Here is a 20,663-nt window from a genome sequence, read left to right on the forward strand (position 1 = left end):
TAAATTTATCTAAGATGCGAATGATCTAAAGGTTTAATTACGACAATTAATTTCGCTTATGTTAATATTGATTATCGATAAAATTTATGAAAGTCATTTTGTAGCCGATCGGCTACAAAAGTAATTATATAGAATCGTATTAGTGGCGGTGGTATTCTTTCCTTATTTACTTTTGCAACCGTTAAATATGAATATAACGCCTAGTTACACTTTTTCAAATACCTATTACGAAAAATTGTAAATCGTTATTATAAGATTTTATGAATTTATTGCAACCTATGTCTTTGCCATTATTTGAGCGAAGTTTTAAGATTTTGTTCTGCTTTATTGCTGCGCTTGCCGATAGCGTATGCTCGTTTTGCTGTAGTGATCCCAATCTATTGCGCGAAGCAGAGAGGACTGTGGTTGTATCGCTCATTCACGTATCATAAATTATATAACTATATGAAGTTGATGACTATCTTTTCGAAAGATGCAGAAAGATTGGGACAAAGTCGCTCCAGCGGATTAAATCCTTTTGTTTTATGCATGTTAACGCTTTTTCTAGGTCTTGGACAGTTGTCCGCGCAAGTAACGGGTCCGCCTATAAAAGTAGATTTGGACATACCGGCACTGAGTGTTTGTGGCGACTATGAAACGGTCAAGCTTCAGGTATTGAGTACAACTGTTAAGCAGACTGGGGCTACATTAAAAATAGCCTTACCAGCCGGCTTTCAGTTAGCACTACCTGCTGATCAGACCAAAACGGTACAGGCTACCTTTAACTCGATGGCCACGGGAACAGCTGTTCCTGGAGCTCTTACTGGACTAACGGCAACAGGTCCACCCCAGGCTAGGGAGGTGACTGTTACTCTTCCGGAATTAGAAGCAACACCTGCAGGGCAGGCGAACCCTGACTTTCTTGAAATTGAATTCAAAGTGCAGGCCTTATGTGAAGCGATCAATACATCTGGCAATGTAGCCAGCGTCGCTTACACCCTGATCAATAATACAGGAAACTTTCCTGCAGAAAGTGAGGCGTTGAATGTGATATTCGGTGTTTTACACGTTTCTGTTGTATCCTCAACTTTATCTGGGGTTAAGGGGGACGTTATAACAAGAACGATTACGATTAGGAATGATGGTAATGGCACGGTTAATACTTTTAAATTAGAACGTACACTAGGTGCTGGATTGAGTGTAGTATCTACAGATGCCAATGCGGAAAATTCCGTTTGGATCGAAGAGACCGCTGGCTCTGGTGTTTACGTATATAGAGGCGCAGCTATTCCAAATGGGCAAAAGGTTACCTTTACAGAAAAGGTGCGCATTGAAGATTGCGATATTTCTTTGATTACTAAGTATAAAGCATATTATGGTTGTGAGGGAGAGTGTGAAGTTGGTACAGGACTAGGCGAGTCAACAATCATATTGGATACCTCTATCAAACCCAGTATAAATGTTATCGATACCGACCCAACAGTAAAACTAACTTGTCTGGATGGTAATGAATTCGTGAAACTCTACGAGATTAAAAATACAGGTTCGGGGACTGCAAAAGATATCAAATTTATTATTGGTACTGAAAATCAAGAGAGAGCTGGATACGGTTCTACTTATTTTGAGCGTTTTGAATTTTCCACAACAAAAGACGGTACATTCACGCCTTTAACAACAACGTCGCTCCAGACCTGGTCTGCCGATAGAAGTGCGGTATATGGTACCGCAGGGAAAGATACTCGCGTAGAGGCAACTATTGATCAGATGTTAGCTCCTGGAGAGTCTGTGTTTGTAAGGGTCGTTCAAAAAAATAACCCACCTGTAGCGCAAGGTAATTGTACCGATTTAGAATCTAGTGTACGATTTGGTAATACCTATTTCGAAGGAAGCTATAGGCATGATAAAGCCTGTTCGGAAACAGACATCATTAATTTTGGCAAGACTAACTTTACTCCATCTAATACATTTTCATTTGATGGTATTAATATGGGGGGGCAAGAAGTTTTTCCGGGTGTATCTTATCAAACAGATTTTGTATTACGCGATCTTAGTGTTGCACATCACGGTCTAGCGCCAGGGGCACATTTAGATTTAGTTGTTGAGCTTTCACCAAATCTTACAGTTGTCTCCCCAGATGGTGTGCGTTTGTTTGACGAGAAAGGTAAGGTTGTAGGAACTGCATTTTCTTCAGACGGAAATACATATGTATTTCGCTTTTTGCCTGATCTGGACGGAAAGACTATAAATCTTAGTTCGTATCGATTATTATTTGATGCGAATATAAATTGTGGTGCCGCACAAGAAACTTACTATCGTATCAAGCCGGTATTATATCCTGAAGGAGATGGCGGTTGTAATATCGCTTTAAAATGCTATGAGCAGAAATTAACTAATAAATGCGATCCAGGGGATTGTGAAAATGGCGGACTCGTGAATGGCCCAGTAAGTTTAAAGCGGGTGAATTACGGTCTGAAGGAACAAGATCCTGACGCGGCAAATAACACGGGTGCACCGTTTCTGCCTTTGACTCAGGTCAATCCGGATGATTTCCCATTATTAAGGAGAACAGCATTCACGACAAATGATATCCTGGAAGTATCGCAGACCAATAAGGTAAAACTTATAGGTAACTCGCCGGCCTGGACTACGGGTAAGATGGTAGTGAAATTAACAGAGGGGGAAAATTTAGACTTTACGCCAGTAGCTAATTCTGGAAAGATTGTTATAACGAGAGGCGGTAATACAGCTACAATTACCGGCTTGTCGTCCTTAACTAAGGATACCGGATTAGGTGTTGCTGTGTTTGATTTTAATGCCACTACATTTAATTTAGCAAATGTTTCGGGAGATTTAGGCGAATTTTCAGGTTTTATAGATGCTGATATTGTTACACTCTCTTTTCAGGTACAGCCTAAACGGAATGGTAACAATGGACTTCGTGAATTTTCAGTAGAGTCTGGGTTTACACAAGATGGTACGAGCTACAGTTGCGGCGGAGCATCACATGCCTCAGGTTATTATGCAAAAGGTACTTTAAACTACTCGGGTGGTGGAACAGGAAATATATCTTCCTGTGATAATAATTCACCTGTTGGGGCTACTTTAGAGTATACCTTGTTGAACAATCACCGTAATGCCTTATTCCCATTTGAGTTTAGACAGTTTGTTTCACCAAAAACAGCCGTGTTCAATGTGTCGGCTGGATTAGAGATGACTGGGGTTAAGCTGGTATTGCGAAACCAATCTGAAGCTGCTCAAACTAAAGATATAGTATTAGGTATGCCACAAGGAGGTACGGTTAACTTTGATTTAAATGAGGGGTTAAAGCAATTACAGGGAGGGGCATATACGCAGGGCTATTTAAATGAAGGCTTTGTATTGGATATTTACCCAATTGTAAAAACACTTTGTGAAGCAGGAGCGCAAGAGACAGTTGAAGTAATGGTTACTTTAAATGGAACGGTTGAACATGCTTCTGTTAATTATTATGATGAAGATATAAAAACCGTTTCTCAAACATTAACGTACAATACAGGTGCAGATGCATTACGTGTCACCGCACCGGCGTCGCCACAAAGTGTAACGAATAAAATTCAGTGGATTGTTCAGGTACAAAACCGTTCATCGTTCCGTGATCTGAAAAATGTATGGCTATCAAAAACCGCTGGTCCAATCGAAATCACTTCTATTCAGAAGTTAACGAGTTCTTCGGATTGGAACGCGGTTGGTCAACCAGTGGCAGAAAGTAATGGTTTTTATCAATTAGGTGATCTTAATCATGGTGCTTCATCCTACTATTTAGTTACTGCACCTATTCCAACTACAACATGTGAGTCTAGTACATTAAAATTTGTATATGGAGAATCCTGCGAAGGATATCCTACAGACAAGAACAGCGCTTGTACTAGAGGATCAGCGACATTAGACTTGGTCTATACACCACGATCTGCCAATGTGCAGTCTCGTGTGATAGAGCAGATATCCTCGAGCGTTAGACCATTGTTATGTGAGCAATTCACTTATACCATTGAATTAAATAATGCGGGCGATGGAGCTGCGAAAGATATAAAAGTTACTGTACCATTTGTGAATGGTGATCCGCTTACTTATAAAGCAACATCTTTTGCTGTTACCGCGGCTTTCCAAGGTTCAACTGTGCCAGGTTATACAACAATTGATGATGTTCAAGTTAATATAACTCCGACTCCAAATGGTATTGTATTCACCATACCGGAAACAGCTTTGTTAGCGACTGATAAAACTTTACCTGCAGCGTATAAGATGAATGTAAAGTTTACACTGCTAGCAAACGGTTGTGAATTCCGTAGTGGTCAACGTATCGCATTTAATATAGATGCAAATAATATCTGTGGCTCCACAGCTAAACATAGTAATAGTACTTCAAACCGCGTTACCGTAAAAGGTGCTGAGAGAATAGATGCTGAACTTAAAGTGAATCAGTCAGATGCTGCTATTGTAGCAACTACTGCCCCAGGGAATGTTATCCGTGCAAAATATAGCTTCGATTTTTCGAATATTGACAAAGATGTAGTTTTAGTTGGTACAGATGGACAAGATATAGGTAACGGCCTTTATCCGCATAAATTTTCTATAAAGCTACCTGCTAACTGGGCGTTTGAAAGGGATTTGAACGATTTGTTTGCGGCTACTGTTGCTACGTTTGATTCAACAGATTCGGAAAAAGGTCATGTGTTTGTTTTGAAAGCAAACGTACCTAAAGGCCGTAAGATTTCTTTAGTAGATGCTGGAATTAAATTTACAGGCAATATTGCAGACTTTAAATGCGATGAGATAAAGCAAATCAAAGAGTCTGTATTCGGTAAATTCAAACCAGAAGGTTGTCCTACTTTTAACTGCGAAATGGAGCAGGTATTGTTAGAGCATGTTACATCGATGAGTTTAGCTGCTCCAGTAGTGGCTGCAGAAAATCAAGTATTTTGCGTTACTGACAAGGCTAAGCTGAAAGATTTGGTCGTAACAGGAGACAACTTACGTTTCTATGATCAAGCGGAGGACGGAAATCAATTAGATGCTAATACGCTATTAGGGCCTGTTGCAGGATCGAACCCTTCAGCAAACAATCTGTATACTTATTACGTGTCGGCATCGGTTTTAGCAACGGCTTGTGAAACACCAAGAATACCAGTAACGGTTTATATTCCTGTTGCTAACGCAGGTGCGGATCAATCTCGTGTTAATGGAAAAGAGTTTACATTAAATGGTAATTTTTATCAGGCACCAGCAAAGGGTAATTGGACTGTTGTTACGATAAGTGGTGCCGATATCACCGATATCGTAATTCAGGATCCTACCTCTCGCAATACGAAGGTGACTATGCCTATTGGAGCAGAGGTTATTTTGGAATGGACTTTGGCTTATGGCACATGTACCACTTCGGACAAAGTATTCATCCGTTCATTAATCAATCCAATTGTAGCTGATGACAACAACTATACGGTAACTAACAGTAAAACAGGTACAGGCTCTACGCCGTTAGAGACTGTTCTTAAAAATGATAAATTAGGAAATAACGAAGCAACAAATGGAAATGTTACGGTGACTCCGGGTGTACCGAATCATTCTGGCCTTACCATGAATCCAAATGGTCAGATTGCTGTTGCACCAGGTACACCAGCTGGAAAATATCAATACCCATATCAGATTTGTGAAATTGTAAATCCGAAAAACTGTGATGATGCGGTGGCTTACATCACGATCGTGCCTCCGGTTATTGACGCTATTGACGATGATTACACAGCTACACCTATTAATGGTATGACTGGCGGTAAGACGAGCAGTGTACTGAATAACGATAAATTAAATAATGTCGCTGTTATTCCATCGGAGGTAATTTTGACACCAGGCACTTCGAGCAATCCGGGTATTACGATGAATTCGGATGGTACGATTACGGTAGCTCCGGGTACACCAGCAGATACGTATACACATACCTACCGTATCTGTGAGGTTCTTAATCCGACCAACTGCGACAATGCTACAGCGACAGTACGGGTAACAGCAGCATCAATTGTTGCAAATCCTGATGCATTTGGTCCTGTTACCAGTACAAGTGGTAGTCCGAATGTGGGTAATGCATTGACAAACGACAAGCTTAACGGCTTGCCGGCAACGCTGGATAAAGTTACGGTAGCTGTTGTCACTCCAGCTACTCCGGTAAATGGAGCTCCAGTACCGGTCCTTGATCCGAATACAGGTATCGTGTCGGTACCTAAGGGTACACCTGCAAAAGATTATACGATTACTTATCGTATCTGTGAGGTGTTGAACCCAGCCAATTGTGCGAATGCGGATATTACGGTATCTGTTACGGCGCCACTTATCCAAGCTAATCATGATACCTATGGTCCTGTACGTGGTGACCAAGGTAACAGTAACTTGGGCAATGTTTTATTAAATGACGTTATTGACGGTCATTCTGTTATCAAAGAAAATGTAATCTTAACGGTTACGCAAGGAGCACAACCAGTCAATCCCGGAGCTAAAGTACCGGTGATAGACGCCAATGGTCAGGTGGCTGTTCCCGCAGGGACACCAGATGGAATCTACACGATCGAATATAGCATATGCGATAAGATAAATCCGACCAACTGTAGTCCAGCCACGGTTACTGTTACGGTAGCTGATGCGACTATTGATGCTATTGACGATATCTATGCACCTATAAACGGTAAAGTAGGAGGTCAGACTTCTTCGGTATTAGGCAATGACCTAATCAATGGTACAGCCGTAACATTAGGTACAGACATCACCCTTACACCGGGTACAAGTCCTTTACCAGGTAAACTTACGATGAATCCAAATGGTACTATTACGGTATCTGCAGGTACTCCTGCTGGTACGTATCAGTATCCGTATACAATCTGTAGTGTTCTTAATCCAACAGACTGTGATCAAGCGATTGCTACTGTAATCGTTACAGCAGCACCGATTGATGCCGTTGATGATAACTATTCACATACACCGGTTAATGGTAAAGTAGGAACAACTACGCCTTTATCATCGGTATTAGGTAATGATTTACTGAATAATGTAGGGGTAGTTAATTCAGATATTACGCTTACACCGGGTACAAGTCCTTTACCGGGTAAGATTACGATGAATCCTAACAATGGTACGATAGAGGTATCTGCGGGTACACCTGCCGGTACGTATATCTATACGTATCGTATCTGTGAGGTATTAAACCCAACAAACTGCGATAATGCTATTGCTACAATTGTAGTAGCAGCTTCTGCTATCCAGGCTGTCGAGGACAACTATGGCTCTATTAACGGTAAGACAGGAACGACGACAGCACTGCCTTCGGTCTTAGAGAATGATCTATTGAACGGTGTAAAAGTGGTGCCAAGCGAAGTGAAGTTGACTCCGGGCACACGTCCACATCCAGGTATTGTCATGGCAGCAGACGGTACGGTTACCGTAGCACCGGGTACACCAGCGGGCGACTATGTTTATCCATATACGATCTGTGAACTGTTGAATCCGACTAACTGTGATCAAACAGTGGCAAATATTAAAGTTGTAGCATCTACAATTGAGGCTGTAGATAACGACTTTACAAACACACCTATTAATGGTATGACTGGCGGTAAGACGAGCAGTGTACTGAATAACGATATATTAAATAATGAAGCTATTGTTCCATCGGAGGTAATTCTTGCTCCGGGTACTCCAAGCCATTCTGGTCTTACGATGAATTCGGATGGTACGATTACGGTTGCACCAGGTACGCCTGCAGATACTTACACACATGCTTACCGTATATGTGAAGTACTAAATCCGACAAATTGTGATGATGCTGTTGCTACTGTACGGGTGTTAGAAGCTGTTATAAAAGCAAATGATGAGAATTTCAAAGCTTCTAATGGAGCTTCGGGCAGTCAGAACGTAGGTAATGCGTTGACAAATGATAGGCTAAACGGTCTACCTACCGCGTTGGATAAAGTAACCATAGATATAGTTAGTCCAGCAACTCCGATGGGTAATGCACCTATCCCTGTTTTAGATCCTAATACGGGTATTGTTTCAGTACCAGAGGGTACTCCAGCAGGAGCGTACAAAATTGTTTACCGTATCTGTGAAATCCTGAATCCTACTAACTGTAGTCAGGCGACCATCACGGTGACAGTAGACAAAGCTACTATTATTGCACGTCCGGAAACTTACGGACCTGTTGCTACGGTAGATGGACATCCAAACTTGGGCAATGTATTACACAATGATGAGCTTAATCGGGAGCAAGCCTCATTAGATAAAGTGTCATTGACGGTAACAGCTACAGCTAAAGGTGCTAAACCAGTAAATCCAAATTTGATTGTTCCAGTTTTAGACCCTGCAACGGGTATAGTAAGTGTTCCAGTAGGTACACCAGCAGACACGTACCAAATTAAATACCGTATCTGTGAACTATTGAATCCAACAAACTGTGCAGAAACTGAAGTAACTGTAATTGTTACACCTTCGCAGATTAATGCGGTGAACGATGTTTACGAATCTGTATTGGGTTTACATGCTAATACTGTTGGTAATGCACTAGACAATGATAGTTTTAACAATAAAGGTGGATTGAGTGCCTTTAAAGATGGAAAAATCAAGTTTACAAATGTAACTCCAGCTGCTTCTCAACCAGGTGCACCAGCAGCGTATGCAGCCAATGTGCCTGTATTGAATACAGCGACAGGAGAGGTTACAACACCAGCGATGACTCCTGCTGGTAAATACGTAATAGGTTATGAAATCTGTGAAGTAGCTGATCCTACAAATTGTGATCAGACTTCAATTACAGTAATAGTTACTGCAGCCGAAATTGTAGCTAAGGAGGACTTTGCTGTTAATATATCCAGTGTTAGCGGAAAAGCGAACGCGGTCAACGTAATTGATAATGACAAGTTGAACAATGTTTATACGAATATTAATCAGGTAAGTATTCTTGTCAAAACGGCTGCAGAGTCATTGCCTAATGCGGTGAATACGAATGTTCCTGTATTGAATACGGCTACAGGGCAAATAAGTATACCTGCGAAAACTCCGGCTGGAGAATATAAGATTTTCTATGAAATCTGTGAATTGCTTAATCCAACGAACTGTGATCGTGCAACAGCATATATCCAAGTAGCGTTGCCGAAGGTTGACGCTGTAAACGATGCATTTGAGCCGGTAAACAGCTCAATTGGAAATGCCACATTGGGTAATGTACTTATCAATGACCGTTACAATGAAAGCGTAACTGCTGTTACCTTGAATGAGGTATCATTGAAAGTGGTGCAGCCAGCGCGATCGGTACCTAATGCGACTAATAATCTAGTTCCATTTATCGAGGCTAGTGGGAATATTAATGTTCCGGCTACCACACCAGAAGGTACCTACCAGATACAGTATGAAATCTGTGATCTGATTAACCCAACAAACTGTGACAAAGCAATAGCGACCGTAAAAGTATTTGCATCGTTAGTGGAGGCTATTGATGACCATTTCGGAACTACTATTGGAATGGATGGATCGACATCTGTTGGTAATATATTGACGAACGACCGTTTCAATAGTCAAACAGCAGGTAGTGCTACTACGGACAACGTGCGGGTTGAAGTCATGGTGCCAGGGGTACCTAACCACAACGCCGTAAATACGAACGTTCCGGTGCTTGATCCAGCTACAGGTAATGTAAGTGTGCCTAAAGGTACGCCTGCAGGGTCGTATCAGATTGTATATCGTATCTGCGACCTGATTAATTTAACACATTGTGATCAGGCGGTCGTCAACATCGATGTACGAGTGGCGCTTATAGATGCTGTTGATGATCAATTTACGCCAATTAATGGATATGATGGAGGTAAAACGGCAAGTGTTCTATATAGTAATGACAAACTGAACAATAAGTCCATTACGGCAGCTAACCAGTCTGATGTGATCTTTACGCCAGACGTTGATGGACCATATCCAGGTAAGTTGACGATGAATGCTGATGGTACAGTAACTGTAGCACCACAGACCAAAGCAGGTGTTTATAGATGGTGGTATACAATCTGTGAAGCGTTAAATCCAGAAAACTGTGACCGCGCTGTAGCAACCATCACTGTGCTAGCGGCACCTATTGATGCTGTCGAAGATCAGTTTACGACACAGATTGATCGTTCTGGAGCTGTAACATCGAGTGTACTGGATAATGATTTATTGAATGGATTAGCCGTTGTTGACAGCGAGATCAAGTTGACTCCAGGCACACCGAGTCATCCTGGATTAACGATGAATCCAGATGGATCAATCCATGTACAGCCGGGTATGAAAGTAGGTGCCTATACGTACCCTTATACGATCTGTGAGTTGTTGAACCCGACAAATTGTGATCAAGCTGTTGCTACGGTCGTTATCACTGCTGAGGATATATTTATTCCAAACGCAATAACGCCAAATGGTGACGGTAAGAATGATTTTTTTGAAATAAGAGGCTGGGAGGCTTACGAGCGTATCGAGCTGGTGGTATTCAACCGATGGGGTAATGAAGTATTCCGCAACAATACGTATGACAACCGTTGGAATGGATCAGGCTTATCCGATGGCACTTACTATTATATCCTTAAATTGATTAATGGAAGTACCGTAGAGCAACGTCAAGGATGGGTGTTAATTAACGGCGGTCGTTAATAGGAGGTACATCGTTAAGAATAGATAAAAATGAAAACAAAAGGAATAAAAACTATGGTAATGTTGAGCCTAACCCTTCTTGCTACGAAGGGTTACGGCCAGCAAAACATCCAGTTCACCCAATATATTTTTAATTCAATGAGTGTCAATCCTGCATATGCAGGATACAAGGGCGAATGGTTTGGGCAAGTGGGTTTGCGTAGTCAATGGACAGGTCTAGAAGGAGCACCAAAGACAGGCTCATTTTCGATAGATGGTGTACTGGATCCGGAAACGCAACGTCATGGCGTGGGGTTGCAGGCTACCACAGATGGACTAGGACCTCAGTCTGCGACCAGTATATTTGCGAATTATGCACTAAGACTACCTTTAGATGAAAGTAAAGACCATCGTCTTAGTCTGGGTGTAGCTGGAGGGGTAACACAGTATGGTTTGGACGGAACTAAAATATCAGTTAGCGATCCAGATGACCCTAATATTCCAGAAGGAAAACTTAGCACCTGGAAACCGGACATTCGTCTAGGCGTGTACTACAACAACACGAAGTGGTATGCAGGAGTTGCGGTTCACGATTTATTCTCCGGATCGGATAGCGGAGAAGATTTTGTATTCAATCAGAATACGCTTCAAAGTTTACGCCGTAATATTCACGGCTATCTTATGGCAGGAGCATTGTTTCAGCTAGATAGAGGTTTGCTATTACGCCCGAGTGTACTTATAAAGGATGATTTTAAAGGCCCCACCTCATTGGATGTAAATGCTATGTTTATTTTCAATGAAAAATTTTGGATAGGTGGGGGATATCGAACCCGAGCTAAATTTTTTGATCGTGATTATACCGATTATTCGGTTAATAAATTGAGTTCCATGAATTCTATCAGTGGTATCGCGCAATTTTATGTAAGTCAAAAGCTACGGATTGGATATTCATACGATCATATGCTTAACCGTTTGGGAGTGACACAAAATGGTACGCATGAAGTAACACTAGGCATCACTTTTGGAAAATTTGGACGTCAGGTTTTGAGCCCACGTTTTTTTTAGTAGAAAGTTATTCGAAGTGATCAAAGTTCTTCAGAACCTTTAAAAAATACAAGACAATGAAATTACGATATATCCTATATGCAAGCTTAACGGGCTTATTATTGTCAGGCCCTATTCAGGCACAAGAGCAACCGAGCCGGGGGCGGCAGGCCGACGAACTTTTTCAAAGCATGGATTATGCACGTGCAGCCGCGCTTTATGAAAAGTTAGTCGATATCAAACGCCCACGCACGTCAGATCTGGAACGCTTGGCCTATAGTTATTTGTACCTGAATAGGTATGATGAGGCGGAGAGTTGGTATGCAAGAGCTTTACAAGCGCCGAAAGCTAGTAAAGAAACCTATTTGAATTATGCGCGCGCACTACAGCAACAAGGCAAGTATGCGAAAGCAAAGGAGCAATATCAGCTCTATGCCTCTAAGTTTGGTTCGGATAAAGGGATTGACCGTGCTATAAAAGGTATAGATTCGGCTATAGTCTGGAGCAATAATCCGAGTGGGCATACTGTGAAAAATGAGGAAAAAATCAATACTGTTTATGCGGATTTTGGCTATTCTCCATCATCGGTTCATAAGGGATTGTTTACGACAGAACCTAATCGTGTACTCGGATCAAAAAGCGGAATGACAGGGCATTCTTATTTGCGGATGTACAGCGTAGAAAGTACGCCCGATGGTACATTAAATGTTCCTTTACATCTGTTCGGTAACTTTAATGACGCTAAATATCATGTTGGTCCGGTTTCTATCGATGCAGAAAATGATATTTATTATGTTACACGTACTTATCCAGGTATGAGTGACGTGCAACGTTTTCAGGCACACGGTAGGAGATGGGCTAAACAAAATTTAGAATTACTGATTTATACGAAAGAGGGGAATGATTGGCGTGCGGAAAGTTTCCCATATAACGATGCGAAAAGATATTCGCTGGGCCATGCTAGTTTAAGCGCAGATGGCAATACTTTGTATTTCGCTTCTGATATGCCTGGTGGTCTTGGCGGCGTAGATATTTGGTATAGTGAAAAACAGAAGGATGGAAGCTGGGGCAAGCCAAAAAATGTAGGACCAGAGGTAAATACCGAAGGAGATGAAATGTTTCCTTCTGTTTATGATTCCACCATTTATTTCGCGAGTAATGGGCATGTAGGTATGGGAGGGTTAGATCTATACAAGTCTAAAATACAGCAGCATACGTTCTCTAGGTCAATAAATCTTGGGTATCCTTTGAATTCCGCAGGCGATGATTTTTGCTTTGTGGTGGCCGATAGTAATCCGAGTTATTATCGTGGATATCTTTCTTCCAACCGCAAAGGGGGACAAGGATCGGATGATGTTTATTCTTTTTCGTTTAGAAAACCAGAGATAAAGGTTCTGCTTGAGGTGGTTGTGCGCAACAAAGCCAACGAGAGTCTTATTGAAGCAGGTACGGTTGCATTAATGGATAAAAACAGAAAAATCATATCGAGTGGGTTAACAGATGTTAAAGGTGGAATTCAGTTTAAATTGCAACCGGATACGGAATACGTGATATTGGGTCAAAAGCACGGCTTATTGCCGGATTCGCTATCCTTATCGGCGTTCCAAGCTAGCAAAGATACCACAATAAGAATTACGTTGGATCTGAAACCCGAGTTTACAAAAGGAGATCGTTTTGTACTAGAGGATATTCACTATGATCTCGATAAGTATTTTATCCGTAAGGATGCAGCAGTTATTTTGGATCGCCTAGTGAAGACGATGAAAGAACATCCTAGTCTCAAAATAGAGCTTTCAAGCCATACAGATAGCCGTGCATCTTCACGATATAATGAAGTGTTGTCACAGAATCGAGCCCAGGCTGCTGTTGACTATATTGTGAGTCAGGGTATTTCTAGAAACCGTTTGGTAGCAAAAGGATATGGCGAGACTCGTCTAGTAAATAGATGTGCGGATGGAGTGTCCTGTACGGAACAGGAGCACCAAGCAAATAGACGTACAGAAGTTGAAATCTTAGCGTTTTAATACAAGAATACAGCATGAGAAATGGGAAGAGCCGACTGAGGCCTTCCCATTTTTTCTTGAACATAATTTATCAGATACTTCTAATGGACAGGTATTTTTGTGTTTTTACCTTTATTTTTTACCACCTGTTATTCGCTTTGATATAGGTTGTCAAATAATCATTGTATTTGTCTGCTATTCGATGTGTAATTTCTTGTATTTTGTTTTATTTTTGTGGGTACAGTATCTGTCTGTTTATTAGAAGTTCATCCAATAGGAGGCAATTACCAAACAATAAATACCAAACAAAATTACCATATTATGAAATTTCTATCTAGCAGAATTGTTTAATACGAATGACCGCGAAGTAGCATGTACAACACTTTACGACCAAAAGCCGCATAAAACACGTAAGGTATTCCTTATGTCCCTTAAAGAACAAACCTATCTGTCAACTGACGGATCATGAAATAATTATATACATATGAACAGAATTATGAACAGAATACAACAGGAGATCAACATGCAACAGCTATTGTCACGGTATCTCAACCAATTAGCCTCCCTAATACAATCACGGATTGTAGGGGTGTCCTTTGCGAAATTAAAAGAAGAAAAACTCTTATCGGATATAGGCTAGTTATGACACGAGTTGTACAACCTAACCTCACAGGATGCAAAGAAATTGTATATTTCTTTGATCAGATACATCCGGTATCGCCCGATGCCGCCCAATTTTTACTAACGAATACAGATTATGTCTTTATAAAAAAAGGTAAATTTCTCCGAAGCCCAATTGATCAATCCGACGTCGTCTATTTTATTGTCCAAGGGTTGATACGTGGCTTTATCAAAGACGAGGGCGTGGAGATCACGACCTGGATCAATGAAGAACGGAATATCGTAGGTAGTATCCGTAATCTGGGACTGGACTATGAAACGGATGAATACCTCCAGGCGCTAGAAGATACGCTGCTGATAGAGATCAGTCGTGCCTCACTGGAAAAGCTCTATGATAATTTTTATGAGGCCAATATTATCGGCCGCAAAATTCTTGAACGCTATTATCGGGATGCCGAAGAGAGAGCTTACCTGTGTCGCTTGCCTAGTGCAGAAAAGAGATATCGTCGATTTGCAGGAACTCGTCCTGCGCTCTTAGGTAGGGTGTCTCTTAAGTACCTGGCGTCGTATCTAGGTATGAAGCAAGAAACGTTGTGCCGGGTCAGGGCCAAGTATCAACCTTCTGTCAAGCGGTAGTTGTAGTATAATATTGCATCGATATGGGGTCAAAAAAGTGATGTAAATCACTTTTTTAATGGTTATATGTAATTATGTATTGACATATGTCAATAAATAGATCTTGTCGTGAGAAAACATTATAGAAATAAAATACATTTATAATGTTTTAGGAACACGTCATCGATAGAGCCCGACGTGTATGCTATACCAAACTACTTATTGAAACGAATAACTTGACTATGAAAACTACTTATTGGCTATCATCATTTATTTAATGTATTAATTATTGCTATCTCAGGAACCTGATTGGTGGGTGCGGATTGGACGACTTAAGCTGTCTTTAGGAATTTTTTATATGCCTATCATTTAATGGTTTAAAGTCTATGTCTTGAAATTGTCCCCTATTTGTCCCCCCCTTCAGATAGTGGTTTTTGAAGGTTTTTAAATTAATTTTAACCACCGTAATTATTAAGCAACGTGTGTAATTCGATCAAATTCAATAGAAACTATGAAGTGGCTATGCTGCAAGAAGAGCTACAGGCTTGTGTGCAGTATAACTGGGTTCAGCATTTCAACCAGAATGATTACGAAGGTAACTGGGCGTGTATTTCTTTACGGTCCGTAGATGGTCGTAATCAAACTATCGTAGGTTTCGGTGGTGAGGGATCATATTGCGATACCCCCTTGTTGGATCAGGTTCCTTATACGCGTACGGTGATAGACAGTATTCCTGGTGCTAAAGAATCGATCCGGTTAATGGCGCTGCATCCCGGAGCAGAAATCAAACCACATAAGGATCCCGGCTGTGCATATGCGGACGGCGTATACCGGATACATATACCGATATGTACGCATCCTGCTGTAGCGTTCTATTTAGAAGGCGAGCGTATCGTTATGGAGGAGGGGAGTTGTTGGTACCTGGATTTTTCAAAAACACATCAGATTATAAATAAAAGTGATCAAGTACGGGTTCACCTGGTTGTCGATGGCATAAGAGATGAAGAGACGGATACGTGGTTTTTCGAAAATGGCTACAAAGAAACACCTAAGCCCGATTATGATAAGGCTACAAAAAGAGCGATGATAGCGCAATTGGAAATGATGGAGGGTGAAGGAGCTAGACAATTGGTGCTGCAACTCAAAAAGGAACTTCAGGATGCTTAGCAATTGGATCCCATATAAATTAGAGATAATAGACCTGGAGGTACGGGTGCTATGGCTCGATCTCGAGGATCGCTTTATAGCGGAACCGTTCTTTGATGAAACGATTCTTGAAAATAGAATATGTGCCAAAAATACAGGAAGAGGCCGACTGGTATCGCAGTCTGATATCCGGAGCCTATGCGAATGGGCGTCGCGGATTGAAGCGAGTTCGGTTACGGTGTTTATTTTTCATGTGAGTCGCTGTGGTTCTACCTTACTGTCGCAATGCTTAGTAGCAGATCAAAAATACGTAGTTATTCCAGAGGCACCTTTATTGGATGAGATATTGCAAATGGACGAGGTACTATTGCCCAAGGGAATTTCAAAAGAGCAATTCTTTAAGGCTGCATTGATCTTTTTGGGACGGAAACGCTTAGGACAGGAACAATTGTTTATCAAATTGGACAGTTGGCATATCCATAAATATAATTTATTAAGAGGGTGGTTCTCGAATACACCTTTTTATTTTTTAAGTAGGGAACCTAAAGCAATTATCCAATCGCATGAGAAGCGAAGGGGAATCCACATGATACCGGGGTACTTATCGGAGAAGGCAAATCCAGTGCAAGTGCACCCTGGGCATTATGCGGATTTTTCGCTCTTTACAGCCGATGTGTTGAGCAGCTTTTATAAAGGACTAATAGATGTTAGGCTGCAGCAGAACCCCTTGGATAGTTTTTATGATTATGCTTGGGGTATGATGGGATTATTAGCTGATTTTGATGCGCATGTGGGGACAACGCTGAGCGCGTCGGAGGCTGCTCTGGCCCGGTTAAACAGACACAGTAAATATCCCGATCAGGTATTTGCTGAAAATGAAGGGTTTCGGACTACTGATTTATATAAGCATTGTGTTGAAACTTATAAAGTGTTTCGCTCTGGCGCGAACCGTCAGGATATAGGACAGGGTAGGGATGTAATGCAAAGAGAAAGGATTTAAGTAGATGTCAATGGATTGGATAGTAAACATAGTAGCATTTTTAAATAGGATAGGTATTCCCGTTGAAGAGCGTAACCTAGATAACAGTTGTTTTCTGCCTGGGGTAGCGATAGAATTTGGAAAGTTGATATTGGACAGGTCCAAATTAAAATATCCGGGAGATCTGTTACATGAAGCGGGGCATATTGCTGTAATGACGGCTGAGGAGAGAAGATCTTGCTCAGGAAATCTATTGGAGCATATCTCATCTAGTACATTGGATGGGTATGAGTTGTCTGCAATAGCTTGGAGCTATGCGGCTGCACATTATTTGAAAATGCCAGTTGATATGTTATTTCATCCGTATGGATACAAAGGTGATTCAAGGATGCTAATTGACAATTTTACTTCAGGTAATTACTTGTTTACACCGTTGCTTCAATATTATGGACTTTGTAAGCTCAAATATGTAGACCATGAGGAAGATTATTATCCGACGATGATACAATGGTTAAGAAATTAAAAGATGATAATTCGATGGCTAAAAGAAGAGGTATAATTATCCAAATGACAGGAATGTCTGGTGCAGGTAAAACTACACTTGCCGCTGAGGTGAAAAAGAGCCTAGAAGCTGAGGGTTATAAGGTGGCCGTACTGGATGGTGATGTATATCGGCAGACTTTATGTAGCGATTTAGGATTTTCAAAAGAAGATCGGCTGGAGAATATAAAACGATTGGGCCGTTTCGCATACGCGATGGCTCCAGATTTTGATCTGGTGGTTCTGGCAGCTATAAATCCTTATGAAGAGGCTAGGCAGGCATTGAAAGAAGCTTATAATGCAAAATTGTTGTTCGTGGATTGTGCATTGGAGGAACTCGTGCAGCGAGACACAAAGGGACTATACAGAAGGGCGTTGCTTGATCTGCAAGATCCAGATTATATTCCCGCTTTTACAGGGATTTCTGATCCTTTTGAACGACCGGTAAATGCTGATTTGGTTGTGGATACGGAGCATCAAACCATAAGGGAGTGTGTAGATGCAGTAGTTGAGTATTTAAAGAATGATCTCGCAAAAAGCGACGAGGACAAGACGTTTCAGGATTTTCTCACCAAGCTGAAAGAACAGGCTTTTTTGTTCGGTGACAAGAAGGATAATTCGCGGGATTACGTGTATAAAGCCAGATTATTTAGGGGATTGTTCGAATTGAATAACCAGGAACTGTTTCAGTTTATTTTTGGTGAATGTAGGGATAGCTTACATTTTGAAGATTGGCTAAAGAATAGGATAGGTGAAGCTGCATTCGGTGAGGCAAAGCAATCATTTTTAGCTATAGATACAAGGGATGTTAGAATTTCCGAAGCCTATACCTATCAAATACTGACTGCTGACCAACTTGATTTTTGGAAAGACGAAGGATTTCTTGTCGTACCGCAGGTTGTGGATGCTGCAGATTGTGATCGGGTAAGAATGGTAATCTGTGGACAACTGGGGGTTAATTTGAAAGATAGGAATACCTGGTGTCCTTCCGTTGCCAACTGGCAAGGGATACTCTTATTTTCAGCAAAAAGTGAAGCGGAGGAAGCCATCCGGCACCATCCAACTATCAGAGCGGTGTTTGAAGATCTGTACCGTCAGAAAGATATTTTTTCGATGCGCTCTCCGTTGGGATATATGCCACCGCTCTCCACAGGTTACTCCTTTAAGGGAAGTCCTTTGCATTGGGATATAGACATGGAGATCGGGCCTCGCTATCATATACAAGGTATGGTGTATCTACATGATGTCGATGAAGAGGGCGGTGCTTTTAGCTTAATTCCTAAAATGCACGATGAATTTCAATCACTTATCGAAGAGCATAAGGGTATGCATGAAGCAGCAGAGGTGTTGCGAACCCAGAACAGGGGAGTTAAAATAGCAGGAAAGAAGGGCGATCTGATCCTTTGGGTGGAGACTATGCCCCATGCTGCTACACCGAATGAATCGGATATCCCTCGATTTGTACAGTATATAACCTATGAACAATTTAGGCTTACATAATATGGAACCAACATGATTTATTGAACCACACAATGGAACGAATAACCGAATGAAGTGAACTCATGAATGCTACTTAAACATATCCTCGATGATTAAACCTGATAGCTTCATCACAAATGAAAGAAAAATTTAAACAGATGAAAATGAATAATAAGGGACGGAGAGATTTCTTGACTAAAATAGGACTGTTATCTGGAGCGATGGTAGTTGGAAGCCGATCCTATGCGTCCGAACTAAGCCGTGCCGCCCGGTTTAATCTGCGACCTAAAATGGATGCTGTGCATATATATAGTACCGGTAATCTGAATAACCGTGCTAACTTCCTGACTGATTTACCAGAAGCTGTACAGCCTGAAAATGCACTATGGTTGAGTACGGGTAATTTTGTGCATACCAATGGCCAATATCATGCTACGGTCGCTAAAATGAATCAACAAGGCTATCAGGTGGCAGCTATAGGCGATAATGAATGGGCTTTGGGAGATAGGAAGTTTCTTGATCTGGCCAAAAAATGTGATTTTACATTCGTAAAGAGCCATGGGAAAGGGTTTACGTCCGATTGGAACACTTGGGTTAAACCATACGAAATCATCCATCTAAATCATAAAAGCATAGCGGTGGTCGCTATGGGACCAACAGAAGGTCTCGAAAGGGATCTTCAGGCCTGGAAAGAAACAGAAACTTGGGCCGAAAGATTAAAAGATGTTAGGGGCTGCGATATGGTACTCTGCCTCCTGCCGCAGGGGTATGATAAGCGCTTTGTCTCGGATTGTGTACGTGCAAGCAGATCCATAGATGTGATGAATTGTGCTAGCTTAACGGGGCAAAAAGCTTCTAATAGAATAATGAAAAATGCCAATAACGAGGATGTCGTCGTGCTAATAGGGAGTGAAATAGGGGATGCAATCGCCAAACAGGTATATAGCTTGGAGAGAGACAGATTGGTATTGCCACAACAAGTGACGCATAAAGATTTAGCAAAGAGATAAATTAACAATTCAATAAATATTAACTAAAAAAAAGATATTATGGAACCATTTATAGGACAGATTCAATTATTCGGATTCAATTTTGCGCCAAGAGGATGGGCGCAGTGTAACGGGCAGATTTTGTCAATAGCTCAGAATACGGCTTTATTCTCGCTGATAGGGACATATTATGGAGGGAATGGACAAACAACTTTTGCATTACCGGATCTTAGAGGGCGGGTGGCTATCGGGCAGGGACAAGGCCCTGGACTGTCTCCATATACTATGGGGGAAATGGCAGGTTTTGAGCATGTAACACTATTATCAACCCAAATGCCTATGCATACGCATCCATTAATGGTTTCGAATGCAACCGGTACTACGGATGTGGCTAACGGGAATTATTTGGCCAATGGTGCGGTGACTATAGCCCGAGGTAATACCGTTTCAGCAAATGTGTACGGCACTAGTCCAGGTGGGCAGTTAAACCCTGCGACAGTTAGTATACAGGGGGGAAGCCAACCACATGAAAATAGGTCGCCCTATCTGACACTAAACTATTGTATTGCATTGGTAGGGATTTTCCCGTCCAGAAACTAATTTTAT

Annotated in this window: 11 protein-coding genes; all 11 read left to right on the top strand. The window is 41.4% G+C overall.

From position 1 onward, the window contains the following. The first annotated feature begins 444 nt into the window (after window positions 1-444). The 11 genes from G7B18_RS08160 (at window position 445) to G7B18_RS08210 (ending at window position 20,657) form a co-directional block, all read left to right on the top strand. Window positions 445-10,662: a gliding motility-associated C-terminal domain-containing protein gene (locus tag G7B18_RS08160; protein WP_164122210.1), complete on the top strand. Its 10,218-nt coding sequence runs from the start codon at window positions 445-447 to the stop codon at window positions 10,660-10,662. Between the two features lie 30 nt (window positions 10,663-10,692). Beyond that, window positions 10,693-11,706 carry a type IX secretion system membrane protein PorP/SprF gene (locus G7B18_RS08165; RefSeq protein WP_240452801.1) on the top strand — a complete coding sequence of 338 codons (1,014 nt, stop codon included), beginning with the start codon at window positions 10,693-10,695 and terminating at the stop codon, window positions 11,704-11,706. Window positions 11,707-11,762: 56 nt separating this feature from the next. Then, a complete protein-coding gene (locus G7B18_RS08170; protein ID WP_164122328.1) occupies window positions 11,763-13,709 on the top strand; it encodes an OmpA family protein in 1,947 nt (648 codons plus the stop codon). 463 nt (window positions 13,710-14,172) lie between these two features. Further along, window positions 14,173-14,328: a hypothetical protein gene (locus tag G7B18_RS08175; protein ID WP_164122329.1), complete on the top strand. Its 156-nt coding sequence runs from the start codon at window positions 14,173-14,175 to the stop codon at window positions 14,326-14,328. Between the two features lie 2 nt (window positions 14,329-14,330). Further along, complete coding sequence (locus tag G7B18_RS08180) at window positions 14,331-14,945, top strand: Crp/Fnr family transcriptional regulator (RefSeq protein ID WP_164122330.1); 615 nt, start codon at window positions 14,331-14,333, stop codon at window positions 14,943-14,945. A gap of 459 nt (window positions 14,946-15,404) precedes the next feature. After that, entirely contained in the window at window positions 15,405-16,091 is a 687-nt protein-coding gene (locus tag G7B18_RS08185; RefSeq protein WP_164122331.1) for an aspartyl/asparaginyl beta-hydroxylase domain-containing protein, read from the top strand. Next, window positions 16,084-17,070: a hypothetical protein gene (locus G7B18_RS08190; RefSeq protein WP_164122332.1), complete on the top strand. Its 987-nt coding sequence runs from the start codon at window positions 16,084-16,086 to the stop codon at window positions 17,068-17,070. Before G7B18_RS08185 ends, G7B18_RS08190 begins: the two co-directional genes overlap by 8 nt. A gap of 10 nt (window positions 17,071-17,080) precedes the next feature. Then, window positions 17,081-17,572 (top strand): hypothetical protein, encoded by a 492-nt coding sequence (locus tag G7B18_RS08195; protein ID WP_240452802.1) that lies wholly within the window; start codon window positions 17,081-17,083, stop codon window positions 17,570-17,572. Further along, the gene (cysC, locus tag G7B18_RS08200) at window positions 17,557-19,089 is read left to right on the top strand and encodes an adenylyl-sulfate kinase (protein ID WP_262886622.1); all 1,533 of its coding nucleotides are present in this window, start codon (window positions 17,557-17,559) and stop codon (window positions 19,087-19,089) included. Before G7B18_RS08195 ends, cysC begins: the two co-directional genes overlap by 16 nt. A 116-nt stretch (window positions 19,090-19,205) precedes the next feature. After that, entirely contained in the window at window positions 19,206-20,078 is an 873-nt protein-coding gene (locus G7B18_RS08205; protein WP_205601702.1) for a hypothetical protein, read from the top strand. 39 nt (window positions 20,079-20,117) lie between these two features. Beyond that, on the top strand, window positions 20,118-20,657 hold the full coding sequence (locus G7B18_RS08210) for a phage tail protein (RefSeq protein ID WP_205601703.1): 540 nt from the start codon (window positions 20,118-20,120) through the stop codon (window positions 20,655-20,657). Window positions 20,658-20,663 lie beyond the last annotated feature (6 nt).

Origin of the sequence: Sphingobacterium sp. xlx-130 (assembly GCF_011007405.1) — a bacterium.
Classification (GTDB): Bacteria; Bacteroidota; Bacteroidia; order Sphingobacteriales; family Sphingobacteriaceae; genus Sphingobacterium; species Sphingobacterium luzhongxinii.